General features: G+C 47.3%; 27 protein-coding genes. 15 read left to right on the top strand and 12 right to left on the bottom strand.

Going from position 1 to position 25,004, the window contains the following annotated elements:
- Positions 1-165: 165 nt before the first annotated feature.
- From bshB2 to R7V76_RS05810, 5 genes are all read right to left on the bottom strand, one after another.
- Positions 166-822 (bottom strand): bacillithiol biosynthesis deacetylase BshB2, encoded by a 657-nt coding sequence (gene bshB2 / locus R7V76_RS05830; RefSeq protein WP_290828097.1) that lies wholly within the window; start codon positions 820-822, stop codon positions 166-168.
- Positions 822-1,187: a YojF family protein gene (locus tag R7V76_RS05825; protein WP_318091563.1), complete on the bottom strand. Its 366-nt coding sequence runs from the start codon at positions 1,185-1,187 to the stop codon at positions 822-824. The genes bshB2 and R7V76_RS05825 overlap by 1 nt, the downstream gene beginning before the upstream one ends.
- Before the next feature lie 66 nt (positions 1,188-1,253).
- On the bottom strand, positions 1,254-2,069 hold the full coding sequence (locus tag R7V76_RS05820; protein ID WP_290828098.1) for a bifunctional hydroxymethylpyrimidine kinase/phosphomethylpyrimidine kinase: 816 nt from the start codon (positions 2,067-2,069) through the stop codon (positions 1,254-1,256).
- A 131-nt stretch (positions 2,070-2,200) separates the two neighbouring features.
- Positions 2,201-3,205: an inorganic phosphate transporter gene (locus R7V76_RS05815; RefSeq protein WP_290828099.1), complete on the bottom strand. Its 1,005-nt coding sequence runs from the start codon at positions 3,203-3,205 to the stop codon at positions 2,201-2,203.
- Positions 3,206-3,221: 16 nt separating this feature from the next.
- Positions 3,222-3,839 (bottom strand): DUF47 domain-containing protein, encoded by a 618-nt coding sequence (locus R7V76_RS05810; protein WP_012371762.1) that lies wholly within the window; start codon positions 3,837-3,839, stop codon positions 3,222-3,224.
- Positions 3,840-4,174: 335 nt separating this feature from the next.
- On the opposite strand from R7V76_RS05810, the gene cbpA reads away from it, so the two are divergent.
- From cbpA to R7V76_RS05785, 5 genes are all read left to right on the top strand, one after another.
- Positions 4,175-4,813: a cyclic di-AMP binding protein CbpA gene (gene cbpA, locus R7V76_RS05805; protein WP_012371761.1), complete on the top strand. Its 639-nt coding sequence runs from the start codon at positions 4,175-4,177 to the stop codon at positions 4,811-4,813.
- Between the two features lie 57 nt (positions 4,814-4,870).
- Positions 4,871-5,638 carry a pyrroline-5-carboxylate reductase family protein gene (locus R7V76_RS05800; protein WP_318091560.1) on the top strand — a complete coding sequence of 256 codons (768 nt, stop codon included), beginning with the start codon at positions 4,871-4,873 and terminating at the stop codon, positions 5,636-5,638.
- Between the two features lie 189 nt (positions 5,639-5,827).
- Positions 5,828-6,385 (top strand): TetR/AcrR family transcriptional regulator, encoded by a 558-nt coding sequence (locus tag R7V76_RS05795; protein ID WP_290828102.1) that lies wholly within the window; start codon positions 5,828-5,830, stop codon positions 6,383-6,385.
- A gap of 44 nt (positions 6,386-6,429) precedes the next feature.
- Positions 6,430-9,603, top strand: coding sequence for an efflux RND transporter permease subunit (locus tag R7V76_RS05790; protein WP_318091559.1), 3,174 nt, complete (start codon positions 6,430-6,432; stop codon positions 9,601-9,603).
- Between the two features lie 217 nt (positions 9,604-9,820).
- Entirely contained in the window at positions 9,821-10,483 is a 663-nt protein-coding gene (locus R7V76_RS05785; protein ID WP_318091558.1) for a C40 family peptidase, read from the top strand.
- Positions 10,484-10,551: 68 nt separating this feature from the next.
- Here R7V76_RS05785 and R7V76_RS05780 read toward each other — a convergent pair whose 3' ends face one another.
- Together R7V76_RS05780 and R7V76_RS05775 are read right to left on the bottom strand one after the other, a co-directional pair.
- Entirely contained in the window at positions 10,552-11,517 is a 966-nt protein-coding gene (locus R7V76_RS05780; RefSeq protein ID WP_290828105.1) for a LacI family DNA-binding transcriptional regulator, read from the bottom strand.
- 12 nt (positions 11,518-11,529) lie between these two features.
- Complete coding sequence (locus tag R7V76_RS05775; protein WP_290828107.1) at positions 11,530-11,787, bottom strand: hypothetical protein; 258 nt, start codon at positions 11,785-11,787, stop codon at positions 11,530-11,532.
- A gap of 172 nt (positions 11,788-11,959) precedes the next feature.
- Between R7V76_RS05775 and R7V76_RS05770 the strand changes: the two genes are divergently transcribed.
- The gene (locus R7V76_RS05770; RefSeq protein ID WP_290828109.1) at positions 11,960-12,418 is read left to right on the top strand and encodes a MarR family winged helix-turn-helix transcriptional regulator; all 459 of its coding nucleotides are present in this window, start codon (positions 11,960-11,962) and stop codon (positions 12,416-12,418) included.
- 116 nt (positions 12,419-12,534) lie between these two features.
- On the top strand, positions 12,535-13,167 hold the full coding sequence (locus tag R7V76_RS05765; protein ID WP_012371753.1) for an NAD(P)H-dependent oxidoreductase: 633 nt from the start codon (positions 12,535-12,537) through the stop codon (positions 13,165-13,167).
- A gap of 50 nt (positions 13,168-13,217) precedes the next feature.
- On the opposite strand, the gene R7V76_RS05760 is transcribed toward R7V76_RS05765, so the two are convergent.
- Entirely contained in the window at positions 13,218-13,940 is a 723-nt protein-coding gene (locus R7V76_RS05760; protein WP_318091556.1) for a WecB/TagA/CpsF family glycosyltransferase, read from the bottom strand.
- Positions 13,941-14,020: 80 nt separating this feature from the next.
- Between R7V76_RS05760 and R7V76_RS05755 the strand changes: the two genes are divergently transcribed.
- On the top strand, positions 14,021-14,680 hold the full coding sequence (locus tag R7V76_RS05755) for a uracil-DNA glycosylase (protein WP_012371751.1): 660 nt from the start codon (positions 14,021-14,023) through the stop codon (positions 14,678-14,680).
- 54 nt (positions 14,681-14,734) lie between these two features.
- On the opposite strand, the gene R7V76_RS05750 is transcribed toward R7V76_RS05755, so the two are convergent.
- A complete protein-coding gene (locus tag R7V76_RS05750) occupies positions 14,735-15,541 on the bottom strand; it encodes a Cof-type HAD-IIB family hydrolase (RefSeq protein ID WP_012371750.1) in 807 nt (268 codons plus the stop codon).
- Between the two features lie 125 nt (positions 15,542-15,666).
- On the opposite strand from R7V76_RS05750, the gene R7V76_RS05745 reads away from it, so the two are divergent.
- The 6 genes from R7V76_RS05745 (at position 15,667) to R7V76_RS05720 (ending at position 21,464) form a co-directional block, all read left to right on the top strand.
- Positions 15,667-16,929 (top strand): hypothetical protein, encoded by a 1,263-nt coding sequence (locus tag R7V76_RS05745; protein WP_251136009.1) that lies wholly within the window; start codon positions 15,667-15,669, stop codon positions 16,927-16,929.
- Positions 16,930-16,953: 24 nt separating this feature from the next.
- On the top strand, positions 16,954-17,646 hold the full coding sequence (locus R7V76_RS05740) for a response regulator transcription factor (RefSeq protein ID WP_012371748.1): 693 nt from the start codon (positions 16,954-16,956) through the stop codon (positions 17,644-17,646).
- Positions 17,643-19,028: a sensor histidine kinase gene (locus R7V76_RS05735; protein ID WP_012371747.1), complete on the top strand. Its 1,386-nt coding sequence runs from the start codon at positions 17,643-17,645 to the stop codon at positions 19,026-19,028. The genes R7V76_RS05740 and R7V76_RS05735 overlap by 4 nt, the downstream gene beginning before the upstream one ends.
- Positions 19,029-19,125: 97 nt before the next feature.
- Entirely contained in the window at positions 19,126-19,503 is a 378-nt protein-coding gene (locus tag R7V76_RS05730) for a DUF1499 domain-containing protein (RefSeq protein WP_114596652.1), read from the top strand.
- Positions 19,500-20,927: a dihydrolipoyl dehydrogenase family protein gene (locus tag R7V76_RS05725; RefSeq protein WP_214766449.1), complete on the top strand. Its 1,428-nt coding sequence runs from the start codon at positions 19,500-19,502 to the stop codon at positions 20,925-20,927. The genes R7V76_RS05730 and R7V76_RS05725 overlap by 4 nt, the downstream gene beginning before the upstream one ends.
- Before the next feature lie 3 nt (positions 20,928-20,930).
- Positions 20,931-21,464 (top strand): DUF420 domain-containing protein, encoded by a 534-nt coding sequence (locus R7V76_RS05720; RefSeq protein ID WP_290828122.1) that lies wholly within the window; start codon positions 20,931-20,933, stop codon positions 21,462-21,464.
- A 68-nt stretch (positions 21,465-21,532) separates the two neighbouring features.
- Here R7V76_RS05720 and motB read toward each other — a convergent pair whose 3' ends face one another.
- The 3 genes from motB to R7V76_RS05705 all read right to left on the bottom strand — a co-directional run bounded on the left by motB (position 21,533) and on the right by R7V76_RS05705 (position 23,334).
- Positions 21,533-22,306 carry a flagellar motor protein MotB gene (gene motB, locus R7V76_RS05715; RefSeq protein WP_214766451.1) on the bottom strand — a complete coding sequence of 258 codons (774 nt, stop codon included), beginning with the start codon at positions 22,304-22,306 and terminating at the stop codon, positions 21,533-21,535.
- On the bottom strand, positions 22,281-23,066 hold the full coding sequence (gene motA / locus R7V76_RS05710; RefSeq protein ID WP_012371742.1) for a flagellar motor stator protein MotA: 786 nt from the start codon (positions 23,064-23,066) through the stop codon (positions 22,281-22,283). Before motA ends, motB begins: the two co-directional genes overlap by 26 nt.
- A 97-nt stretch (positions 23,067-23,163) precedes the next feature.
- Positions 23,164-23,334 carry a hypothetical protein gene (locus R7V76_RS05705; RefSeq protein ID WP_235188802.1) on the bottom strand — a complete coding sequence of 57 codons (171 nt, stop codon included), beginning with the start codon at positions 23,332-23,334 and terminating at the stop codon, positions 23,164-23,166.
- A 229-nt stretch (positions 23,335-23,563) separates the two neighbouring features.
- Here R7V76_RS05705 and R7V76_RS05700 point away from each other — a divergent pair, with 229 nt between their 5' ends.
- Positions 23,564-24,955: a TrkH family potassium uptake protein gene (locus R7V76_RS05700; protein ID WP_012371740.1), complete on the top strand. Its 1,392-nt coding sequence runs from the start codon at positions 23,564-23,566 to the stop codon at positions 24,953-24,955.
- Positions 24,956-25,004: the final 49 nt, after the last annotated feature.

The raw sequence follows: 25,004 nt of genomic DNA, 5'->3' as shown, positions 1-25,004 counted from the left end.
ACTTCCATTCCTAGTTTTTGTGACGGAGGAGGTTACGAACTCCGGAGACACAGTCTCAACTATTCACACTAGCAGAAGGCGGGTTAAAAGTCGACTGACAATCAAGGATTTCACGAGACAAAAAAAAGCACCCTTGAACGACAGTGCGCTCAAGGGTGAAAAGAATCATAACGGATAATGATAATACCGCTCTTTGACGAGCAGATCACGGATATTCGAGTCTTCCGAGATGACTTTCATTAAGCCGCCGGTTTGGGAAGCATGTGCCTGAAGGGCAGCGATTTTTTGATCGGTATAGGCGCTGACATCATGGACAAACGTTCCTTCACCGAGTTCGTCACGCGTATTGTTAGCGAAGGCGACAGCTAAAAATTCAGGCCGCTCGTTTTCGTCAATCGCGCGAAGTGCCCGGACGACGGCACGGGCTGTTGCTTCGTGATCCGGATGGACGGCGTAACCAGGATAAAACGAAATCACACGTGTCGGTTGTGTTTTCGCAATCAATTCGCCGATCCGCTCAGCAAGCATTGCTTCGTCTTCGAATTCGACCGTCTTGTCGCGAAGTCCCCACATTTGTAAGTCGGAGATCTTCATCTTTTCCGAAGCGGCAATCAGTTCGCGTTTGCGGATCGTCGCGAGCTCTTCACGATTCGTAAAGACAGGACGTCCCATGTTGCGTCCCATTTCACCGAGTGTCAGGCAGGCATACGTGACAGGTCCACGATTCTCTGCATGTTCAATAATCGTTCCAGCCGAGCTGAACGCTTCATCATCCGGGTGAGGGAAGATGACGAGAAGATGATCTTGTTCGTTGTACGCCATTATTCTACCTCCTCTGCGCCTTGCGCGAATGGAGTCGGACTGAGTTCGAAGGCAATCGCAAGGCGTCCTTCAACGTCGTGTCCGGCAATCAACAATTGATCGCCTGCAAATTCATAATCAGTTAATCCTTCACCATACAACCAGCCGTGGGCCAGTTTCAGACCGATCCGGTAAGGACCGTTTCCGGTGATCAGTCCAAGTTCATACGTAATCTCGGCATTACGGAAAAACATGCCGGCACTGTGGAATGTCGGATCCTGGTGTGTTGCATATGCCCCGTTCGTCGTTTCGACGTGTACGTAAAGTGGTGTATTGGCATGCTTATCGATATAGTCTTGTACAGCAGTTAAATCCAGTGCTTGCATGATAAGATAAATCCCCTTTCCTATACAGAAAGAAGTCCGCGAGCATTGCGCGGACTTCCTGAACGATCAAGACGTTACTGTTCGATGAGCAGCGTGGTCAGTCGGGCCGACATATTCATTCAACCGGAATGAATGACGAATCGCAGAAGTGATAAACGATTTCGCTGTACGGACCGCTTGTTCCACGGAAGCTCCTTTTGCGAGTTCAGCCGTGATAGCGGCAGAGTAGGTGCATCCTGCTCCGTGCGTATACGGTGTCTCAATACGTTCGTCCTCAATTAGGATAAACTCTTTTCCGTCATAAAGCACGTCAACTGCTTGCGGGTGGTCGATCTTGCTGCCGCCTTTGACAAGGACATATTGCGCACCTTTTTCATGAATCCGGGCAGCGGCGAGCTTCATTTCGTCAATCGTCGAAGGCGTTTTTCCAAGACCGGATAATTGACCTGCTTCAAAGACGTTAGGAGTCACGACCGTTGCGAGCGGTGTCAGGACATCGCGTAAAGCGTTAGCCGTATCCGGATTCAGAACTTCATCTTCGCCTTTACAGACCATGACCGGATCGATGACGACATTTTTAACACCGGATGATTTGATTTTTTCAGCAACAACTTCAATGATTTCGACAGTCGGGAGCATACCCGTCTTCATCGCATCTACACCAATTCCTCCAAGGACCGTATGGATTTGTGTCCGGACGAGTTCGGCATCGATTGGATAAACCGCATGGTGCCAAGAATGATCAGGGTCTTGAGCAACGATGACCGTCAATGCGTTCATCCCGTAGACTTCAAGTTCTTGGAACGTTTTCAAATCAGCTTGAATACCAGCGCCGCCACTCGTGTCAGAGCCGGCAATCGTTAAAGCTTTACGTTTTGTCATGTGGAATTCCTCCTAAATAAAATAAGCATATCTTCTTGCCATCAATCATAGCGAATTCTAGTCCAAGCGACAACTGCAGGGGCTTAATCAAGACAGAAAATCCCCACCTAGCTGACTAGATGGGGAATGAATCATTTAATGAATAGGAAATCAAGAATGTAGTAGATGAGCGCCGCCACTGCCATTGAAATCGGCAATGTGATGACCCATGTAATCACCATTCGTTGTGCTGTTCCCCATTTAACGCCTTTTTTCCGGTGTGATGTACCTACACCGAGAATGGCAGAAGAGATGACGTGTGTCGTTGAAACCGGTAAGTGGATTGCTGTCGCACCAAAGATGATGGCAGCAGACGTCAAGTCAGCCGCAACCCCGTTGACGGGACGGATTTTCATGATTTGTCCACCAACCGTCTTGATGATCCGCCATCCACCGACGGATGTTCCGAGACCCATGGCAATCGCACACGATAATTTAACCCAAAGTGCGACTTCGTGATCGGTTTGGAAACCGGACGAAATGAGGGCAAGTGTGATGATACCCATCGCTTTTTGCGCATCGTTCGTCCCGTGTGTATACGATTGAAGCGCAGCTGTTGCGATTTGCATATGACGGAAACGACGATTCGTCTTCGCCAAATTCCCTTTTTTGAATACAACTTTGAAAATACCGTAAACGATAAAACCAAGCGTAAAGGCAAGAATCGGTGAAATGATCAGAGCCTGAACGATTTTTAAAATCCCTTTAGCTTCAATTCCGCCAAAACCGACGGATGCAATGGCTGCACCGGCGATTGAACCGATCAACGTATGCGAAGAACTAGACGGAATACCGAAATACCACGTCAAGAGGTTCCAGGCAATAGCAGAGAGTAAAGCAGCAATGACGACATAACTTCCGTGCTGTAGCGTCGACGGATCGACGATATCGCTGGAAATTGTTTTAGCAACGCCAGTAAACGTGATTGCACCTAAAAAATTCATCGTCGCCGCAAGAATGATAGCGTGACGCGGTTTCAAAGCACGAGTCGACACCGAAGTCGCAATCGAGTTCGCTGTATCGTGGAAACCGTTAATGAAGTCGAAGCTAAGTGCGAGAATGACGATTATGGCGGTGATGATAAACAGACTATCCATCTCGTTAGCTCCTCACTTATGCGTTTTTCATGATGATCGTTTCAATGACGTTTGCTGCATCTTGGCAGTAATCGGCGATTGATTCGAGCGACTCATAAATTTCTTTGTATTGAATGATTTTGATTGGATCTGTTTCTGTTGCGAACAATGCTTTGATTGATTTACGACGCAAGTTGTCACAGATTGTTTCTTGTTCTTTTACTTTGATGACGTGTTCACGCATCGGCTGAAGTTTACGTGCGACTAACAAATCCATTGATAGAGCGAGCTCGTTGACCGCAATGTGAATCTCATCCACGAAACGGATCATATGCTCGTCTGCTTGGACGATGTTGTAAATTTCAAAAATAGCAGAACATTCTTCAAAACCGTCAAGGACGTCGTCAAGTGAATTAGCAAGTGCTAATAAATCTTCACGGTCGATCGGTGTGATGAACGCGTTGTTCAAATCGATGATCAATTGGTGCATCAGATCGTCACCGGCTGTTTCAAAATCTTTTACTTTATGGGCGAATTCTTTGACATCGGCAATACCATTAATTTTAAAATCGACGAAAAATTGTGATGTTCGTTGCAGGTGTCCTGCAATCTCAGATAATTTAACCGCGAATGGATCTTGTTTTTTACTGAACATTTCTTCTGCCTCCATATTAAGAACAAGAATAGAATAGTGAAGTGACTTCACGAGTTCGATTGTATCAGACGCTATTGTAAAAGAATACAACTATGTCCCGTCTTTACGAAATCTTAATAAATCTTAATACTAAGGGGATTGCTGATTTAACAAAGAATTAAAAATTGCGACAATAACATGGATTCCTTTATTAATCTTGAGGAAACTTGTGTTTTCCGTTGCCCTTTGTAAGGGAATAGAAGAAAAGCAGGAAAAGTGAGAACGAACAAGGAATTAAGTTAGGACGTCATGTAAATCAGTTAGAATCATGTAGAGGAAAGAGGAGGACGTTTTGTATGCTCGTTCAAAGTTTGTGTATTCCGAAACACCAGTGTGTCAAGATTTCAGAGACGGCTACCCTGCGAGAAGCGTTACAGACGCTTGAAGAGACAGGATACCGCTGTGTCCCGGTTCTTGATCAAACCGGTCAATTGTTCAAAGGAAACATCTATAAAATGCATATTTACCGCCACGGAATGAACGGTGGAAGTTTAGACGACAACGTCATGACACTGATCAAAAATACGACGAAGTTCATTTACACAGGCAGTAACTTCTTTGAAGTCTTTTTCTCCATCAAAGAATTGCCTTACATTGCTGTCCTGAACGATGATGGACAATTTTTCGGGATTTTACCCCACGGAAAAATGCTTGGCATGCTCGAAGAAGCATGGAATCGCGATTCAGGCAGTTATGTCCTGACGGTCGCCCTCAGTGAACAAAAAGGGGCGCTTGAAAAAATTGCGAAAATCATTAACAAATACTCAACGGTTGCGAGTCTGATGACATTGGATGCAAAAAGTAGTGTTATGCGCCGTGTCTTGATCACATTACCGACGGATTGTGATGAGAAGACGAAAAAGAAAATCGTCAAGAAGTTAAACGAAAAAGGACTCCGCGTCGTTGCTGTCGAGGACTTGGCAGTTCGTGTATAATGACTAGGAAATCCGAAGGACCAGCAATTGGTCCTTTTTTTGTTGGGAGGCAATCGAATGAATATTTTAATGGTAGGAGCAGGTTCGATGAGTGAGTCGTTAGTCAAAGGCTGGCTGGATTCCGGGATATCTCCTCAAACGATCACGATGACCAATCGAGCGGACCGGTCGCGTCTGTTTGCTTTGGCGGAGCAGTACGGTGTCCGGACGACGGCTGAGGAACAGGTGAATCAATTTGATGTCGTCGTTTTGGCAATGCAGCCGGACGGAGTGCTCGACTACATCAAACAGCAGAATTGGACGGATCAACTGGTCGTGTCCGTCGCCGCGCACATTACACCGGCAGACATCGAAGCACATATTTCATGTGGTGCTGTCTGCGCGATGCCGAATACGCCGGTCGCATTTCGGACAGGGATGACTGGACTTTGGTTTGGTGACCTTGTATCGGACGAGAAAAGACAACAGGCGACGGCATTGTTTGAACGCGTGGGTGAAACGGTCGAAACGAATGCGGCGACGATGCCGTATCTGATGGCAGCAGCAGGGTGCAGTCCCGCATTCTTCTATGAAATTGTCGGCGCGATGACACCTGTGCTGACGAAAGCCGGTTTCGATGCTTCTTCTGCCCGGAGAATCATCGCCCAGGCGATGAAAGGATCAGCTGAACTGCTGTTGCATGAAGAACGTCCGACAGAAGAACTGATCAAGGATGTGGCAGCACCGGACGGACCGACGGATCGTGGAGTCCGTGTGTTGCGTGAACATGACTTGACACAAACGATGTATGCGGCTTTGATGGAAAGTGCTCGCGAAGAAAATTAAACATTCATCCGAAACGCCCGCCGCTCCTTGATTACAAGAGAAGCGGCGGGCATTTTTGAACAAGTTGTTTCAAGTAAAGTAAAGCGTTTCACGTGAAACATGTATTTAATCTTGCAAAACGGAACGGAACTTCGTATATTTAAAAAAGAAACCGTCCAGACGGTACAGTAAAGTGAAAGGAGAAAGGTTATGGTCAGTACAAAAGCGTTAGAAACACGACGTCGAATTACGGATGCGACCGTTCAAGTCATGCTGACCCAAGGATTTCCGCAACTGACACTTGAAGAAGTGGCGAAACAGGCGAATGTCTCGAAAGGCGGTCTGTTGTATCATTTTTCTTCGAAAGAAGAATTGTTGATGGGTGTGATCGAAGAACAGGAACGGCGTCAGTTCCAGCAGTATCAGACGTATCTCGGACAAGGGTTTGGTCCGATGGAAGCTTTCGTCATGCTGCAGGCACTGCGGGATGACGAGTTTTGTCTCGATATTGACACGGTATTGTTTTTATTGTCCCTGTTAAAGGAAAATGCCGCTTTCGTGGAAGAACGAAAAAAGCAGGTCCATCAATTTTTTGATCACTTGATGGAACAGGCAGATCCTGTAGAAGCGATGATGATCCGTTTTACACTGGACGGCTTGAAAATGTCGGAACATTTTCAGTTTGGTCAGCCTGCACCTGACGTACGGCAAGCCTTGATTGAACGTTTATTAAAACAAGCACGTAAGATTGATCAAGCAGCGAAGTAACAAGATGGAATTGAAAAAGAAGAGAGAGAAGGCGGATTTTTACCATGAAGCGTATCATTCAATTTTCAGTCAATAATAAGTTTGCTCTTTGGTTACTGACGATTATCATCACAGTTGCCGGAATTTATGCCGGAACGACGATGAAACTCGAGACGTTGCCGGACATCACGACACCAACTGTGTCTGTGACGACGATTTATCCGGGTGCAACACCGGAACAAGTACTCGATGAGGTCAGTCGTGAACTTGAAAGTAAGGTCGAGAATCTTGGCGGAGTCGAAACCGTCCGCTCGTCCTCTTTCCAGAATGCTTCAAATCTACAAATCGACTACAGCTTCAGTACAGACATGGACGAAGCGGAACAAAAAGTCAAAGAAGCATTGGCTAATGTAGATTTACCGGAAGGCGCACAGGAACCTCAAGTTTCCCGAATTTCATTTGATGCTTTCCCGATCATCGGCTTTGCTGTATCGGACGAAAACCGTTCCTTATCCGATTTGACGAAACTGGTCGAAAACGAACTCCAACCGAAACTTGAAGGAATCGAAGGGGCACAGACGGTTCAAATCGCCGGTCAGGAAATCCGCCGAATTGAGATTCGATTTGATGAGAAGAAACTGCAACAGTACGGATTGACGGAAGAGAACGTCAAACAACTGATTCAAGCAAATGATTCCCGCTTAGCTCTCGGGTTATATGAATTAGGCGATAAAGAACAGGCAGTCGTACTCGATGGGAAGGCCACGACGGTCAACGAGTTAAAAAATCTCCGTTTGCCGTACACGCCACAAGCAACACCAGACGCAGGACAAGGACAGACGCAAACACCTGCATCAGGATCAGCACAAGGTCAGACACAGGCACCTGCATCATCTGCACCGGCAGAGGCAACTGCAGGACAAACGCCGGCTGCTGCAACACCGACGCAAGTTCCGACCGTCAAATTGTCACAACTGGCGACGATTGAAGACAAAGGAATCGAAGAATCGATTTCCCGGTCGAACGGGGAACGTTCAATCGGCGTCCAGGTAACGAAATCACAGGATGCTAATACCGTCGAAGTCGTCAATGCGGTGAAAGAGACGATTAAAGACTTTGAGAAAGAGAACGACGGCGTCAAAGCATCGGTCACGCTTGACCAAGGGAAGCCGATTGAAGAATCTGTCTCGACGATGATCAGCAAAGCATTGATTGGTGCCTTGTTCGCGGTCGTCATCATTCTCTTGTTCTTACGGAACTTCAAATCAACAATCATTGCGGTCATTTCGATTCCATTATCCCTGCTGATGGCGATTTTGGTTTTGAAACAGTTGGACATCTCACTCAACATTATGACGCTTGGTGCCATGACGGTAGCGATTGGTCGAGTCGTGGATGATTCGATTGTCGTCATTGAAAATATTTACCGTCGATTGACGGATCCGGCTGAACCGTTAAAAGGCAAGGCGCTCATCATTGATGCGACACGTGAAGTCTTCATTCCGGTCGCTTCATCGACAATCGTCACGATTGCCGTCTTCCTGCCGCTCGGATTCGTTACAGGATTTGTTGGTGAACTGTTCCTTCCGTTCGCCTTGACGGTCGTCTTTGCACTCTTTGCCTCATTGATCGTAGCTGTAACGGTTGTTCCGATGTTTGCTGATTCACTCTTTAAACGCGGGAAGGCACCAAAACCGGAAAAAGAAGACGGTGGAAAACTCGCCAACTGGTACCGTGGTGTACTGAATTGGTCGTTGAACCATAAGCTTGTCGTCTTTGGGCTCGCTGTACTGTTGCTGATCGGCAGTTTCGCGCTTGTTCCGACCATCGGTGTCAACTTCTTGAATCAAGAGAGTGAAAAAACATTTTACGTGACGTATAATCCAAAACCGGGTCAAACGTTAGATGATTCATTGAAGGCTGCCGACCTGGCAGAAGGATATTTTGAAAAGCAACGTGATGTGGATAATCTTCAATTTACAGTCGGTGGAGAAAATCCATTGAATCCCGGAAATACAAAGCAAGCTGTTTTCATTGCCCAGTATGATCCGGATACAGCTGATTTTGCAGATGTAAAACAACAGGCAATCAAACAATTGAATAAAGAGATTCCGACCGGCGAATGGAAAGAACAGGACTTCAGCGGAGGAGCGGCCTCTTCCGGTGTCTCGTATTCGGTTTATGCCAATTCGATTGAGGATCTGCAAAAGATTACACCTGAATTCGTGAAAGCGATTGAAGGCGAATCGAAATACGTGCGTAAAGTAACGACTGATTTAAAGGAGTCGTATACACAGTACACATTTGAAGTCGACCAACAAAAAGCCGCTGAATTCGGTATCTCGACAGCGCAATTGGCTCAAGGTATTGCTAATGTGCAAGGTGAAGAAAAACCACTTTCTACTATAAAAGTAGATGGTAAGGAACTTGATGTCATCGTTCCGAACGAACAGACGACATATGATTCCATCAACGATCTACAAAAAACAGATGTCACGACGCCGCTTGGTGTCCGGAAACTGTCGGATTTCGTCTCCGTTAAAAAAGGGACGACACCAGATTCACTCAGTGAGCGGGACGGTAAGCTGGTCGCGACAGTCACAGCAGAATTAAAAACAGACAAAGCAACAGAAGCTTCACAAGCAATCGATAAAACGGTCAAAAAGATTGATCTTCCGACAGGTGTCTCCTATAAAGCAGGCGGTGTGACGGAACAAATTCAGGAATCGTTCACGCAACTCGGACTTGCAATGGCAGCAGCCGTCGCGATTGTCTATCTGGTTCTTGTCGTCACATTCGGAGGCGCGTTGACACCACTGGTCATCTTGTTCTCGCTTCCGTTTGCGATCATCGGCGGGTTACTTGCCCTGTTGATTACAGGCGAAACGATTTCCGTTTCTTCGTTGATCGGTGCATTGATGCTGATCGGAATCGTCGTAACAAACGCGATTGTATTGATCGACCGTGTCATTCATAAGGAAAAAGAAGGACTCGATACGCGGGAAGCCTTGTTGGACGCGGCAGGAACACGACTTCGTCCGATCTTGATGACAGCTCTCGCGACGATTGGTGCCTTGTCACCACTGGCACTCGGTCTTGAAGGCGGCGCCTTGATTTCGAAAGGACTTGGGGTAACGGTCATCGGTGGGCTAACGAGTTCGACACTCTTGACGTTGCTGATCGTTCCGATCGTCTACGAATTCTTTGCACGCTTTCGGAAAAAGAAGTCAATGGATTAAGCAGACTTAAGGTTTAATCATTTGAACAGGTTTCTTGAAACGGCTCTAAACTGCCGTTTCAGGACCTGTTTTTTTATTTGTTACAGAAGTGTTACGGGAAACTAACCCTGTTAATAAAATGTAACACGATGGAAGAAATCAGCATGATAGGATAAAAACAGTAATTATCTGATAATTTAGTTTTTTGCATAAACATATTTATAAAGGAGACAGACGGATGAAAAGTTCATGTTTAGTGCGGATCGTTGTATTGGCAATATTACTCATCAGCAGCTTCGCGGCTGTTCCACAACAAACGAAAGCCAGTACATCGAAAAAAGTTGTCGTAGCGGTCGATGTGTTGAATGTCCGGTCCAAAGCGACGACGATGGGACAAAAACTGGGTCAACTGAAACTAGGACAAACGGTAACGGTCCTCGGTAAAACAGCAAACAATTGGTATCAACTCCGGTATGCGGGAAAAAATGCGTACATAGCGGCTACATATACAAAAGCATTTAATGCAAAAGCGACAACAGGATTAACTAAAAATGGAGCAGCCGTCGTATCGGTCGCAGAAGGCTTAAAAGGACGTCCGTACGTATTCGGTGCGACGGGGCCTGTCAGTTTCGACTGTTCCGGCTTCACACGTTATGTTTACAACGCGTTAGGCAAGTCGTTACCGCGGACGGCAGCGGCACAATACGGCGCGACGAAACGAACGGCTCCCGTTGCCGGAGATCTCGTCTTCTTCACGCACGGAAGCGGAATTCAGCATGTCGGGATTGCGGTTGATGGATCGACGATGATCAATGCCAATTCCTATTACGGACAGGTCGTCAAAGAATCATTCCGGAGCGGCTACTGGGGATCGCGTTACGTTGCGGCAGGTTCTCTATAAAACAGCAAATCATTCAAAAAACCCGCTCTTGACGCATTTGCGAGACAAGAGCGGGTTTTGGTTTTCATCTATTCTTTGACTTCAACAGCCGTTAATCCACTCAGCAGAGCAGTCGGGATTTCGATTTGGGGATGGTCGCGCCAATTGTCGCTGATCGCGATGGAAAAGGCTTGGCGGCCGATCGTCTCATAAGGGACGGCAACCGTCGTCAGATTCAGGACGACAGCCAAATCACTGCCGTCGAATCCAATCACGGCTAAATCTTCCGGAATCCGGTAACCTTGTTTGCGAAGCTCGAGAATGATACCGGCGGCCACATGGTCACTGGCGGTCAACAAAGCACTTGGGCGACAGGATTGATTGGACCACTGCCGGGCGATGTCGGCTCCGTCCTCAATCGTCAACGCCTGTTGATAAATCCATGACGTATCTTCCGGTGACACGGTATCCTGATAGGCCTGCTTTCGGGCACGACTGTTTGTGCTGTCAGGGCGACCAAGACAAATCCCGATCTGAGTATGCCCGAAAGACTGAAGGGTCTTTAACCCGCTTTGAAACGCGGTATAATGATTGATATAGACGGAAGAGACATCTTCATGATGCTCACAAAACACAATCGGACCGTACTGCTCGTATCGTAAAATCTCATCGACCGGCAGACTGTGGGACACGACAATCAGCCCGTCCACTTCACGTTGGGCGAGGGCTTGAAGAACCGTCTGTTCATGTGACGCAATATAGTTCGTCTGCCACGTCAAAAAACGATAGCCTTCCTCAAAAGCGCACTGGGCAATCCCGTGCAGGATGGCAGCGTGGTAGGGATGGTCGACGTAAGGCAGCATGACACCAATCGTTTTCGTTTGACCGGTCGACAACTGGACAGCGGTTTGATTACGGATATAACCGAGCTTTGTGATGGCGTCCCGGACGGCCCGGCGTTTATCTTCCGCGACGTACGGATGATCATTGAGGACACGCGAGACTGTCGTCACTGAAACCTCTGCTTCACGTGCTAAGTCACGAATGTTGGTCATCAAAGTTTCCTCCTAGCTGTTGGATAATTGTTGATGGATTTGAATCCAGTCCTGTCTCGTGATCGGGCCTTCCAGCCAAGCCGAACGATCGAGTTGTTCCGAAATTCTTTGAAGCAGTTCGACCTGACGAGCTGGCGGCAAGTCCGGGAATTGATCGACCAACGTATGCTTACACAAATAGTAACCGGTCGATGTGTGCAACTGTTCAATCGCTAATTCGTAAGCAACATTTTTTTGAACGAGACGAGACAAGAATGTTTGAACTGACATGAGAAGACCTCCCTTGTAGTGTATATCAAGACCGTAAACTATGAAACGCGTTTCACGGCAAGCAAAAACTGAGAGGTCCGTCATAAAAGTGGAAAATCCGGACTGGAATTGACCAATGGAAAAAAGAGGTCTATGATTGGTTCGAATCAAGATAAAGAGGGGCGAACGTAAAATGGAATCGACAGACTCGAAGCTGGCATTAAAAATGCTCGTTGTTCTATCTCGCACAATGCATGCAGTAGCGGAACAAGTGAAAGTAGACATCAAGACCCATCAGCTGAATTTATCGGAATTTGGTGTACTGGAATTGTTGTACCACAAAGGCGATACACCACTTCAACAAATCGGCGATAAAATCTTATTAACGAGTGGCAGTGTCACGTACGTCGTGGATAAATTAGAGAACCGGGGTCTCCTGGCCCGACGATCATGCCCGACGGATCGTCGTGTAACGTTCGGAACACTGACGGAGGCGGGAAGAGAATTAATGGAAGAAACGTTCCCGAAGCACGAAGCGTTCCTCACAGACTTGTTCAGTGACCTTTCGATTCCAGAAAAAGAACAGTTGATCGACCAACTCAAACGGATCGGTCATCGCGCAGACCATTATACACATTCAGAAAAAGCCTAATCATCTTGATTAAGCTTTTTTTGTTGCTTTCTTTGAAATCAAACTAATTGACAAAAGAAAATGGTGTTGGTATATTTACTTACAGAATTTACTTTAAATAAAAGGGAGAAATAAAAATGACTAAATTACTTTATGTAACTGTAAACCCGAAATCAACAGAACATTCATTCAGCCTTCAAGCTGGTGAAGCTTTCCTCGAAAGCTACAAAGCAGCTAACCCGAACGCTGAAGTACAAGTTCTTGATCTATATAAAGAAGATGTCCAAGAAATCGATACAGACGTACTCAGCGCATGGGGCAAATTCGCTACAGGCGAAGAGCTTTCAGAAGTAGAAATCGCTAAAGTCGGTACAATGACGAAACACCTTGAGCAGTACATGGAAGCGGACGAATACGTATTCGTGACGCCAATGTGGAACTTCTCATTCCCAGCACGTCTTAAAATGTACATCGACAGCGTTCTTCTTGCAGGTAAAACATTTGCTTACACGGCAGAAGGTCCTAAAGGATTGATGGAAGGCAAAAAAGCGCTCCACATCCAGGCAACAGGCGGTGTCTACACTGGTTCTGGCCTCAACTTCGGCGATGACTACCTCCGTCAAGCACTGGCTTTCACTGGTGTAACAGACTACAACTCATTGTTCATCGAAGGTATGGCAATGAACCCAGAAAAAGCAGAAGAAATTAAAGAAGAAGCAATCGCAAAAGCAAAAGAACTCGGCCGTTCATTCTCAACAGTCAACGCATAAGAAACGAAAATACCCGCTGTCCGTTCAACCGGACAGCGGGTATTTTTTGTTTACAGATGCGTTTTTTTCCGTAAGACGAGAGACGCAAACAGGAGTAAATCCTTCAATTTCTCGAGTCCGCGCGGATGACTCGAAATCCGGTACAGCCATTCCAACTTTAACTGCCGGAATAATTTGGGCGCCCGTTTACTGTGACCCGACCAGACATCAAAGGCACCACCGACACCGATGAAAAGTCCGCGGTCGACCTGATCGTAAACAGAGGCAATCCATTCTTCCTGTTTCGGTGCCCCGAGAGCGACCAAAATCAAATCCGCTTCGGCCGACCGGATTGCTTTTGCGGCTTCTTCTTCCTTGCCGAATCCGTGAAAGGTTCCGACAAACTGGATATCAGGAAAACGAATCGATAATTGCTGAATCAGCGACTTCATGACTTCCGGACGACCGCCGAGTAGAAAGACACGTTTTTTTAAAGCATCGGCAGTCCGGAGCAGTTCACGGGCCGTCTCGATGCCGGGTAATGTCGCAGTGAGCGGTTTCCCCATCCGTTTACTGGCTGCCGTCACGCCGATTCCATCAGGCGTGATGAACGTCGCTTGTTGTAAAATATGCTTGTACGCGGGATCACGCAAAGACCGTAAAACGAGTTCCGGATTAGCGGTGACGAGAAAGGCCTTTTCGTTATTGTGTAAAATCGTTTTAATATGGGTATACCAATGCGATGGTGTTGCATCGACAAAAGGCAACCCGAACAACTGAATTGTTTGAATCATCTTTATTCCACCTCATATACCATCATAGCAGAATCAGGCCGGACGAACAGGGGCTTGAGACTGAAAAAGGAGCGAACGGGATGCATACAGCCTGGCAAGAGATTTTAAAAGAAGAGAAAGAAAAAGACTACTTTATCCGGCTCTGGGATTTCGTCAAGACTGCTTACCGGGAAACGACGGTTTATCCGCCGAAGGATCGAATTTTCCATGCCTTTGACGCGGTGGCACCGCAGGATGTCCGTTGCGTCATCTTGGGGCAGGATCCGTACCACGGACCGAATCAGGCGAATGGACTGAGTTTTTCCGTCAATGACGGGGTTGCAATTCCGCCGTCCTTACGTAACATGTACAAGGAATTAATGTCCGATCTCGGATGTCCGGCACCGACGACGGGTAATCTGGAAGCCTGGTCGAACCAAGGTGTGTTTTTACTGAATACGTCCTTGACGGTCGAAGCAGGAAAAGCGGGTTCCCACGCCAAAAAAGGCTGGGAATCGTTTACGGATCGCGTCATCGAAGTGCTTGGACAACAGGAACAACCGATTGTATTCATTCTTTGGGGAAACCATGCGAAAAGTAAAAAGAGTTTGATTGATACGAATCGGCACCTTGTTCTCGAATCCGTTCATCCGAGTCCGCTTTCGGCGAGCCGCGGGTTTTTCGGCAGCCGGCCGTACTCGCAAACGAACGACTGGTTGCAGCAACAAAATCGAACACCGATCGACTGGTGTATCTCCTGACATCCCAAAAAACCAATCTACTCCGACAACAATGGAGTGGATTGGTTTTTTTGTTCAGTCCATCATGAATTTTTCGATGACGAGGGCAATGCCGTCTTCATCATTAGAGGCAGTCATGTACTGGGCTTTTTCTTTGACGGTATCGGCAGCATTTGCCATGGCAACACCAAGACCGGCCCATTCAATCATCGATAAATCATTGTTGCCGTCTCCGCACGCGATGACATCTGCCTGTTTGATCCCGAGGCGTTCAGCCAGCAACGCGAGACTTGTTCCTTTCGTCACGCCGGCCTCCGTAAATTCGAGGAAAAACGGTTTGGAGCGGGCGACGGCGAGCTCACCGGCTAACTCAAGCTGAAGTTTCAGCTCGACTTCCGCCAAACGATTTTCTTCCGCAAGCATCAAACACTTGACGACCGGTTCTGTAATGGCTGCCTTGAAGTCCGGAACCGTGATGACATCCATTCCTGTCAGTTCGCCTTCAATCGTCGAAAATTCGTTAGCCCGTTCCGTAAAAATCTCGTGCCCGACATATGTGTGGATATCGATATTTTCACGTTTACTTAAATCGTAAAGGCGATGTACGGTTTCCGGAAGAAGGGTACTGGAGAACAGGGACTCGTTTGTTTTACAGTCGATGATCGAAGCCCCGTTGAAACTCAGAATATAACTGCCGTAGCGGGCAAGTTCGAGCTCTTTTGCCAAATCAATCATCGCGTAAGTCGGACGGCCGCTCGCGAGCACGACTTTTTTTCCGCGACGCTGTGCATCGAGTAACGATTGTTTTGTTTTTGGAGAAATCGTGTGGTCGCTCGTCAATAATGTATCGTCAAGATCAAGTACAATCATTTCGTAAGCCATAAATATAAACCCCTTTCGAATATCTGTTACATCTTAACAAGTTGACTCTTCTTCCACAATATACTCTCGCTTGAAAGAGTGTGATAAAGTTTGAGAAGAGCATGTATGGAAAGGATTTAAGTCTGATGAAATATTTTATAATTTTCTTATCGACCCTATATTTGGCCGGATGTGGTCTTACACTGCCTCATCCTGCTTCCTTGCTGGAGCACCCGGCTTTACCGGAATGGGAAAAGTCATTAAAAGCAAGAATTGATACCGATTTGCCGACAGAGGCGGAAATCGTGGCGCCGCGTAATCAATCCATTTCCAGGCTGTATGAATTGATTGATTTAAACCGGGATGGGCGGGACGAAGCCATTACGTTTTACCGGATTGAACATCAGGGAGCATTTCAAATCAGAGTGTTGGTACATGAACGCCTGAAAAAGAAGTGGGTGTTGCGTGTCAGCCAGCCGATTGCGACAGGCCGATCGATTGACCAACTCCATGTCATCCTGGATGAATCCCAAAAGTCGAATCAACTGATGATTGGTGTGACGAGTCTTGAAAAGAATACCGTTTATCTCCTGAAAGATTTGATGAAGCCATCGATTCACGTTACGAAAATCGATACATATGATCGATTGACGATTGCCGATTTGAATCAGGATCGACGTCAGGATATGGTGTTGCTCAAAAAAGAACAGACGACAGAACTCATATATTATGAAGAAGCCTTAAATCCGACCAACCGGCAAGACATCACACTGCCGGTCAAAGACGGTGATTTGTTTGCGGATCATGACCTGTTTGAAATCGATACCGTCAATCCGGCCAAGAAAAAAGGGGTATTCGTCTCCTTTACCCGTGAAGCCAAGATGCATCTGCTGGTCTTTCAGCTTGAAGAAACCCGGCTGACACCCGTCCGTTGGGGTGAGACATCAGAAATCGTCGAGCCGATGTATACGTTCCCGAAAGATGTCGATCAGGACGGTGTCATCGAATTTGCGCATCAATATACGCCTGACGGAAGCATCGGACGCGCGGCCGAAGAAAAACCGCGGATTACGGCATATTACGCTTGGAATGGCGCCGACGTGCAACCATTTCTCGAAAGCGGCTTTGAACTTCGGGAAGAGCAATACATCGATCTCGAATACAATTTCGTGATGCGTTTCCCGGCAAACTGGGCGACGCGTGAAACGATTGAGAAAAAGGACAACCGGGTCCGGTTCATCAACCGGGATACCGGGACGATTGATTTTGAGCTCGAAATCATTCCGAAGACTCAATACATCGCCAGTCATCGCAAGAAAAAAATCAAAGAAGGCATTGATTACGTGTATGTCATCTCGACCAATCAATCCTATGAAGAGTACGCTGCCAACGTAGCACTCGTGGAATAAAGGAAAAAGCAGGAGGAAAATAAGATGACTAAAATATTAGTGGCCGAGGATGAACATGCGATTCGCAGTTTCATCGTCATTAATTTAAAACGTGCAGGATATGAAGTGATTGAAGCGGAGAACGGACGGGAAGCACTGGACTATTTTGAACAGCAGACGTTCGATATCCTGCTGCTCGACATCATGATGCCCGAAGTCGACGGATTCGCGGTCTGCGAACAGGCCCGCTCGAAAGATGAAGTTGTCGGCATCATCATGCTGACTGCGCGAACGCGCGAAGAAGATAAAGTCATGGGACTCAGCGTCGGGGCGGATGATTATATTGCGAAGCCGTTCAGTCCGGCTGAACTGTTGGCACGTATTCAATCCCTGCTCCGCCGGGTCGAGACGCTCCGCCGCCGGAAACAACCGCGTGAACTGGTCTCCGGACCATTTCGGATTGATCTCGGAGCGAAGCGGGTGCAAAAAGCAGGAGTCGATGTCGAAGTCACACCGACGGAATATGATTTGTTGTGCCATTTCATCAAAAATGAAGATCAAGTCATGTCGCGGGATGAGTTGCTCGATGCGGTGTGGGGCGAAAACTATTTCGGCGACCGTAAGACGGTCGACGTCAACATTCGCCGGTTGCGTCAGAAAATCGAAGAAAATCCAGCGGAACCCCAATTCATCGAGACGTTGTGGGGTCACGGCTATAAGTGGCGTAACGAAAAATGAAACGACAGATTTTGATGCGGTTCATGACGATCATCACGGTGACGGTGCTGCTCGTCATCGGAATCTTATCCTTCGTGACGTATAACTATTATTATGTGACGGCGACCGATGTCTTGAAACGACATGCGAATGCCAGTGCCGTCTTATTTGCGAACAGCGGTCTTGCCTATGATTTTCAAGATTCGGAGGCGACGATTCATGACGTACTCGATTCCTATGCCTACACGGATGCAGAAATCGAAGTCCTTGATGCGAAGGGGATTCCCCGCTATTCGTCGACGGGATTCGTCTCAAAACGAAACATGACGAAACAGGAAGTGACCCGTCTGTTGAGCGGGGGAACAATCACGAAACGTTATGATGATCCGACGACAGGGGAACATCTGCTTGAAGTGACGGAACCGATCGTTTCTTTCGGACAGACGACGGGAGCACTGCGTTATACGACGTCGCTTGCGAAAATCGATCAGCGGGTCATTGAAATTTGTTTGGCGATTCTCCTGTTGGGTGTCGTCATTTGGGGACTGGCCTACATTTATTCGTCCCGTCTCGTATCGTCGATCGTTCGTCCGATTCAGGAAGTCATCGGTGCGTCCGATCAAATTGCCAAACAGCATTATGATGTCAAAGTCAATGAAGAGTATACGTTTGAACTGGGGGAGCTGGCCCGGACGATCAACTATATGGGACAACAGATCAAACAACAGGAAACGTTAAAAGATGAGTTCATTTCCGGTATTTCGCATGAGTTGCGAACACCTTTGACCTCGATCAAAGGGTGGAGTGAAACGTTGCTCGCAGAGCCGGAACGATTGCCGGAAGAAGCCTCGCTCGGAATGGGGATCATCCATTCCGAAACCGAACGCCTGATTTCCCTCGTCGAACAGTTACTGGATTTTTCAAAGCTCGAAACGAGTCGTTTAGTCCTGTACCGGCAGGAAGTGAATCTGACGGAAGTCATCGAGACGGTGACGGCGCAACTCCGGCAAAAGCTGGAGGAGAAAAACATCCGGATCATCCGGAAATTACCGGCACAGGTCGTCGGTTTATATGATGAGAACCGTTTGAAACAGGTCTTTTTGAATTTGCTCGACAATGCAATCCGCTTTTCGCCGGTTGACGGTGAAATTACGATCCGTCTTGTCCGTTCCGAACGTGTCCTCTTTTTATCCTTCAGCGATGAGGGTCCCGGAATTCCGAAAAATCATCTTCGTCACGTCACGGAGAAATTTTATCAGGTTCAAAAAGGAAAAGGGGGAACAGGATTAGGACTGGCGATTTGCCGGGAACTGGTGGAAGCGCATGAAGGAAAACTGTTCATCGATAATCAACCGGAAGGCGGAGCCATTGCGACGATCCTCCTGCCGGTCACGAAAGCATAACGGCAAAGTCAAATGAGAAGCGCTTTCGAAACTGAACTGGTAAAGTAAAATGAGAATCATGCTTCACAGCAAGACGAAACGAATGGAGGAATCAGTCATGGCACTTGGCGTATCGAACGGCAGATTAAGTCCGCTTACAGGGAAACCGAACGCGGTATCGACACAGACGGATAAAGAAGCGTTGAAAATGACACCTTTACCGTTCAACGGAAATCTAGCAGAATCAAAATTTCAAATCATGCGGGTTCTTCAAAGTCTTGACCGGGTGACAGTAGTCAAAGAAGATTCAACGTACATTCATGCGGTCTTCTCAAGTAAGGTACTTCGTTTTAAAGATGATGTTGAATTTTACTTCGATGAAGCTTCGCAAAAAGTCCATTTCCGCTCAGCTTCCCGTGTCGGCTATTCCGACTGGGGCGTCAACCGCAAACGAATGGAAGACATCTCGGCACGCTATAAGGAGGCTTCCCGATGAAAAGTTATCAGTTGGTCGTAATCGGCGGCGGAGCAGCTGGAATGACGATTGCAGCAGGGGCTGCCAGTCTCGGCGCACACGTCGCATTAATTGAAAAACATACGCATCTCGGCGGTGATTGCCTGCATTACGGTTGTGTCCCGTCAAAAGCATTGATTGAAGCGGCACACGATGTTCATGTCATGAAGCAGACAGCCGCCAAATACAATGTGACGTTGAACGGGGAAGCGGTCTACAGCAAGACGAAAGCAAGCGTTGACCGTGCCCGGAACATCATCCAGTCGCATGACGGAACAAAACGGTTTAAGGATTTAGGCGTGGATGTCTATATCGGTGAAGCCAGTTTCTTGAGTGCCAATGAAGTGGAAGTGGCGGGTCAGTTGGTCGTCGGAGAGAAATTCGCGATTTCGACCGGATCACAGCCGATCATTCCACCGATTGAGGGTCTCGATACGATTCCGTACTTAACGAATGAGACGATTTTTGAACAAACGGAACGTCCGGAACGATTACTCGTTATCGGCGGCGGTGCGATTGGCCTTGAATTATCGCAAGCTTATGCGCATCTCGGAACGGAAGTAACCGTGATTGAAGGTGCCAAATCACTGATGCCGAAAGAAGACCGCAGTATGGTCGAAGTGTTACAACGGCAAATTGAACAGGAATTGACGCTCCACTTGGATACGACGGTGACAAGTGTCCGTAAAGCGGCAAAAGGAATCGAAGTTACGGTCAAAACCGGTGAAGAGTCCCGTGTCATTGAAACGGATGCCGTCCTCGTTGCGGTCGGTCGCAAGCCGCGGATTGATGCGTTACGTCTCGACCGTGCCGGCGTCCATGTTGAAAAAGGTTATGTTCAAGTTGACGGTTCACTTCGGACGAATCAACGTCATATCTTTGCGGTCGGTGATACGATTCAATCGTTACCGTTTACGCATGTCGCAGGTCTTGAAGGAAAAACCGTCGTCACAAACGCTCTGTTCGGTTTACGGACCAAACCGGATTACCGTGCCGTTCCGTGGGTGACGTTTACGACACCGGAACTGTTCCACCTCGGACTGACGGAAGAAGAAGCCCGTCAAAAGTACAGCGACATCAAAGTCTACGAAACCGGACTGGATGAAGTCGACCGGTTTGTCATCAACGGCCGAACAGAAGGGCGTGTCAAACTGATTGCCGATAAACGCGGGAAATTGATTGGTGCCCATGCCATCGGCGAACAGGCCGGTGAATGGATGCAGGAAGTCGTGTATGCGATGGCTCGCAAAGATAAAGTCGGTCAGCTGTCACGTGTCGTGCATCCGTACCCGATCCGGGGAGCCGCCGTTCAGCGTGCCGCCGATCTTTACTGGCGTGAACGTCTGTTTGACGGTCCATTGCCAAAATGGTTAAAACGATACTTTGATTGGAAACAAGGAGAATAATACATGCAACAATCTGCTAAAAAACGTAATTTCGTTCCGGTCGTCATCCTCTTGACGCTCGTCATCAATCTGTTGGTCGCACTGTTGTTTTTTGCACCACCTGTTCAGGTCGGTGACGGGTTTGACTGGACGCTGCTTCCTTTTTTAAACGCGATCTTTAACAGCTTTACCTTTATGCTGTTGCTCGGTGCCTGGATTTCGATCCGCCGGGGCAACCGGATTAATCACCGTCGTTTCATCGGCGGTGCCATGACGACGACGACGTTATTCTTGATTTCGTACGTGACGTATCATGCGGTCAGTGAATCAACGAAATTCGGCGGCGAAGGATTTGTCCGTCCCGTCTACTTCTTTATTCTCATTTCGCATATCATTTTGGCGGCGATTATCGTCCCGCTCGTCTTGATGTCACTCGCTCATGCCTTGAATCAAAACTTTGAGAAACATAAAAAGTGGACCCGTTTTACAATGCCGCTTTGGTTATATGTCAGTCTGACGGGTGTCATCGTGTATGTGATGATTCGTCCATATTATTAAACAGCACGTTAAAACAGGCCCATTCCGATTTTTTTCGGAGTGGGCCTGTTTTGATTAGTAAGTGGATATTATGGTTTGACCTTTGTCTCATCGAGGACATTTTGTGCCTTGATATCAATCAGCGGACGGATCAAAACTTCGACCCGCCGATTTTGACTGCGGCCGCTTTCTGTATCATTCGAAGCAATCGGTTGATACTCGCCGTAGCCGCTGACTGTAAATCGTTTAGGGGCCAGTTTTGGATTCCGCTGAAGAGCACGCATGAAACTGATGGCGCGTTCTGCACTGAGTTCCCAGTTCGATGGATATTGAACGGTATTGATCGGAATATTATCGGTATGACCCGACACCTGAATTTGACGCTGTCCCGCTTTGACGAGCAGATTACTCATGCCTTGGGCAATTTGAATCGCGTCACCTTTAACATCTGCTTGGGCAGGGGAGAAGAGAGCCCGGTCGCGAATGGTGAAGACAAGCCCTTCATTCGTAACCTCGACTTTGATGTCCTTCTCAAGCTTCTGTTGTTTGATGTAGTCATTGGCTTCTTCCTTGATTTTTTCAAGTTCAGCAATTTCATAGCTTTGTGCTTTCGTCCGGGCATCCGTCTTTTTCGAGTCCTCTTCTTCTTGTGAGGTCGATAAGGAACTGTTCGTAATCATGCCGGAGCCGCCGTTAAAGACGGAGCTGAACGATTGGGACATCGCTTTCAGCTTGACGGCATCGACGTTACTCGAAGCGAACAGGACAATGAATAAGGCCAGTAACAGCGTCAGGAGATCGGCGTAAGGAATCAGCCAGCCTTCGGAAATGTGTTCGTCATGCGGCTTCTTTTTCCGTTTCATACGTCGCACGCTCCTTCGGTGTCAGATAGACAAGTAACTTATCCTCCAGGTTTTTAGGCGATTCTCCGTTCTGGATCGATAAAATCCCTTCAATCATCATTTCATACAGTTGAATTTCAGTCGCTGATTTTTGCTTTAATTTTGTCGCGAACGGGAACCAGAGGACGTATCCTGTAAAAATCCCGAACAGCGTTGCGATGAAGGCACCGGAAATCGCATGTCCGAGCTTTTCGATATCGGATAAATCAGACAGCGCGGCGACAAGTCCGACGACGGCTCCGAGTACCCCGAGCGTTGGGGCATATGTACCGGCCTGCGTGAAGATATTGGCATTTGCATGATGTCGTTCGGTCATGTTTTCAAGGTCACGCGTCATGACATCTTCGACATATTCCGACGGCTGACCGTCGATGACCATCATGACGCCGCGGCGCATGAACGCATTATCGACTTCTTCGAGTGCCGTCTCAAGCGACAGCAAACCTTCTTTTCGGGCTTGTGTCGAAAGGGTCAGGAATTGTTGGAGCAATGTTTGTTTCGTCATCAGTTGTTGCTCAAAGAAAATGACTTTAAACAAAGCCGGGATGATCTTTAAACGTTCTTTTGGAAATGAAATCATGATTGCTGCCGCTGTACCGACAAAAATGATGACAAGTGCTGCAGGGTTCAGCAATGCAATCGGGGAGGCCCCTTTTAAAATCATTCCTCCGACCAGGGTGATGAGCCCCAGTATAATACCAATAATCGACACGATATCCATTTCATTTGTGCCACCTTTCCCATGTTGTCTGATCGTGAACGAAAAAATAAAAAGAGCAGAAGAGGCGTCTTCTGCTCGGAAATCCAAAAACCGAGAATCACGCGCCGTTTTCATCGATAAGCAATTGAATGCTTTCGTTTCGTTCGTCACGTTCTATATCGGTTAATACATCGTATTTTTTTAATGCAATATACAATTCGTTTAGAATTGATTGATCCACATGTAGCGATAATAACTCCTCGAATTGATAATATAGCTGTGCGGGCATCCATTGCGATTGGCGTTCAAGCCTTCGCGAGACATCTTCAATCGAATGGTCAGCCGTCCTAGGGTCCACTGTTTCCCTCAACCTCCTTTTATGATTAAACGTCGACTTTTATCTATTTTACCAAAAAAAAACGAAAACGTTTAGCAGATTCAAAATTTAAATAGAACAAATGTTTTTGAGGGAGTATGATAGATGCAATTGGGTCATTTCATCTAGGAGGAGTACGAATATGTTTTCTCATAAAAGACGTTCGCGGCTCGCGAAGTTCGGACGGTTCGGGGAACTGATTTATCATCAGTTATTCGATAAACCGGCCCGTTTTATCGCGACCGGTTTTACGTTGACCATCTTATTGGGTGGATTTTTACTGTGGTTACCGATTGCTCAACAGGACGGTCAGGACATACCGTTCATCGACTGTTTGTTTGTCGCGACTTCGGCCGGGACGGTCACCGGTCTTTCGACGGTCAATATTGCCGAATCCTTTAATCTGTTGGGACAAATCATTATGATGCTGCTGATTCAGGTCGGGGGACTCGGATTCATGACGATTGCGCTTGTCCTGTTGAGCGTAACAGGACGGAAGATCGGAATCCGGCAACGCATCATCATTCAAGAGATGTTTAATCTCGACAGTCCGGGCGGTACGATCCGTCTGGCCCGGAACATTATTCTGACGACTGTCGTCGTCGAATTGATCGGGATGCTGTTGATTGCGCTTGATCTGTTCATTCAATATAAGTACACGTTCGGTAAGTCCTTGTATTACGGATTGTTCCATGCTGTATCGGCCTTCAATAATGCGGGCTTTGCGTTATGGGGCGATAATCTGGTCGGTTTTCAACAGGATACGACGTTCATCCTGACGATTTCAGCATTACTGATGATCGGTGGACTCGGTTTTACCGTCATCGCGGATATATCGGCTAAACGGAATTTCAAGAAGATCTCCTTACATTCGAAATTGATGCTCTTATCACTTGTCGTCATCAACGGTCTTGGGGTTCTTGCGATGATGATTTATGAGTGGGTATCACATCTCGGATCGCTTCACGATAAATCTTTTTTTGCAGCATTGCACATCGTCTTCTTCCAAGTCGTTACGACGCGGACGGCAGGGTTCCAAACGATCGATTTAACGACGATGGTCCCGTTATCAATCGGCTTGATGATGGTCTTGATGTATATCGGGGCAGGTTCTGCTTCGACAGGATCCGGAATCAAGGTCACGACGGCAGCGGTCATCTTGAAAAATGTCTGGACGTACCTGCGCGGACAACGGGAAACCGTCTTGATGCGGCGAACTGTCCGGCCGCAGGCAATTCAAAAAGCTTACGCCATCGCCGTGTTCAGTCTGTTGTTCATCGCTCTCGTGACGACGTTGCTTGCTTTGTCCCAACCGAATCTCTCCTTTGTCGGTCTGTTTTTCGAGACGGTGTCCGCATTCGGGACAGTTGGTCTGTCGTTGAATGTCACGGCGGAATTAAACGACTTCGGGAAAGCCTTGATCATGTTTATGATGTTACTCGGACGTGTCGGATCGTTAACGATTCTGTTTACGTTTGCCGCTCAACACGATCGTTTGATTCGTTATCCGAAAGAAAATATGCTGATTGGCTGATTTTCCGGGAATGGTTAAAAAAGTGTCGTCTCTCCCATTTTTTATGGGA

This window comes from Exiguobacterium artemiae, assembly GCF_033342815.1.
In the GTDB taxonomy this organism is placed as follows: domain Bacteria; phylum Bacillota; class Bacilli; order Exiguobacteriales; family Exiguobacteriaceae; genus Exiguobacterium_A; species Exiguobacterium_A artemiae_A.
The sequence above is the reverse complement of the archived record's forward strand: the minus strand, read 5'-3'. Positions and strand labels throughout refer to the sequence as shown.

Excerpts from the sequence above, each read along its gene's own strand:
- bshB2 (WP_290828097.1), bottom strand. The coding sequence starts at position 822 with ATGGCGTACAACGAACAAGATCATCTTCTCGTCATCTTCCCTCACCCG.
- R7V76_RS05825 (WP_318091563.1), bottom strand. The coding sequence starts at position 1,187 with ATGCAAGCACTGGATTTAACTGCTGTACAAGACTATATCGATAAGCAT.
- R7V76_RS05820 (WP_290828098.1), bottom strand. The coding sequence starts at position 2,069 with ATGACAAAACGTAAAGCTTTAACGATTGCCGGCTCTGACACGAGTGGC.
- R7V76_RS05815 (WP_290828099.1), bottom strand. The coding sequence starts at position 3,205 with ATGGATAGTCTGTTTATCATCACCGCCATAATCGTCATTCTCGCACTT.
- R7V76_RS05810 (WP_012371762.1), bottom strand. The coding sequence starts at position 3,839 with ATGTTCAGTAAAAAACAAGATCCATTCGCGGTTAAATTATCTGAGATT.
- cbpA (WP_012371761.1), top strand. The coding sequence starts at position 4,175 with ATGCTCGTTCAAAGTTTGTGTATTCCGAAACACCAGTGTGTCAAGATT.
- R7V76_RS05800 (WP_318091560.1), top strand. The coding sequence starts at position 4,871 with ATGAATATTTTAATGGTAGGAGCAGGTTCGATGAGTGAGTCGTTAGTC.
- R7V76_RS05795 (WP_290828102.1), top strand. The coding sequence starts at position 5,828 with ATGGTCAGTACAAAAGCGTTAGAAACACGACGTCGAATTACGGATGCG.
- R7V76_RS05790 (WP_318091559.1), top strand. The coding sequence starts at position 6,430 with ATGAAGCGTATCATTCAATTTTCAGTCAATAATAAGTTTGCTCTTTGG.
- R7V76_RS05785 (WP_318091558.1), top strand. The coding sequence starts at position 9,821 with ATGAAAAGTTCATGTTTAGTGCGGATCGTTGTATTGGCAATATTACTC.
- R7V76_RS05780 (WP_290828105.1), bottom strand. The coding sequence starts at position 11,517 with ATGACCAACATTCGTGACTTAGCACGTGAAGCAGAGGTTTCAGTGACG.
- R7V76_RS05775 (WP_290828107.1), bottom strand. The coding sequence starts at position 11,787 with ATGTCAGTTCAAACATTCTTGTCTCGTCTCGTTCAAAAAAATGTTGCT.
- R7V76_RS05770 (WP_290828109.1), top strand. The coding sequence starts at position 11,960 with ATGGAATCGACAGACTCGAAGCTGGCATTAAAAATGCTCGTTGTTCTA.
- R7V76_RS05765 (WP_012371753.1), top strand. The coding sequence starts at position 12,535 with ATGACTAAATTACTTTATGTAACTGTAAACCCGAAATCAACAGAACAT.
- R7V76_RS05760 (WP_318091556.1), bottom strand. The coding sequence starts at position 13,940 with ATGATTCAAACAATTCAGTTGTTCGGGTTGCCTTTTGTCGATGCAACA.
- R7V76_RS05755 (WP_012371751.1), top strand. The coding sequence starts at position 14,021 with ATGCATACAGCCTGGCAAGAGATTTTAAAAGAAGAGAAAGAAAAAGAC.
- R7V76_RS05750 (WP_012371750.1), bottom strand. The coding sequence starts at position 15,541 with ATGGCTTACGAAATGATTGTACTTGATCTTGACGATACATTATTGACG.
- R7V76_RS05745 (WP_251136009.1), top strand. The coding sequence starts at position 15,667 with ATGAAATATTTTATAATTTTCTTATCGACCCTATATTTGGCCGGATGT.
- R7V76_RS05740 (WP_012371748.1), top strand. The coding sequence starts at position 16,954 with ATGACTAAAATATTAGTGGCCGAGGATGAACATGCGATTCGCAGTTTC.
- R7V76_RS05735 (WP_012371747.1), top strand. The coding sequence starts at position 17,643 with ATGAAACGACAGATTTTGATGCGGTTCATGACGATCATCACGGTGACG.
- R7V76_RS05730 (WP_114596652.1), top strand. The coding sequence starts at position 19,126 with ATGGCACTTGGCGTATCGAACGGCAGATTAAGTCCGCTTACAGGGAAA.
- R7V76_RS05725 (WP_214766449.1), top strand. The coding sequence starts at position 19,500 with ATGAAAAGTTATCAGTTGGTCGTAATCGGCGGCGGAGCAGCTGGAATG.
- R7V76_RS05720 (WP_290828122.1), top strand. The coding sequence starts at position 20,931 with ATGCAACAATCTGCTAAAAAACGTAATTTCGTTCCGGTCGTCATCCTC.
- motB (WP_214766451.1), bottom strand. The coding sequence starts at position 22,306 with ATGAAACGGAAAAAGAAGCCGCATGACGAACACATTTCCGAAGGCTGG.
- motA (WP_012371742.1), bottom strand. The coding sequence starts at position 23,066 with ATGGATATCGTGTCGATTATTGGTATTATACTGGGGCTCATCACCCTG.
- R7V76_RS05705 (WP_235188802.1), bottom strand. The coding sequence starts at position 23,334 with ATGCCCGCACAGCTATATTATCAATTCGAGGAGTTATTATCGCTACAT.
- R7V76_RS05700 (WP_012371740.1), top strand. The coding sequence starts at position 23,564 with ATGTTTTCTCATAAAAGACGTTCGCGGCTCGCGAAGTTCGGACGGTTC.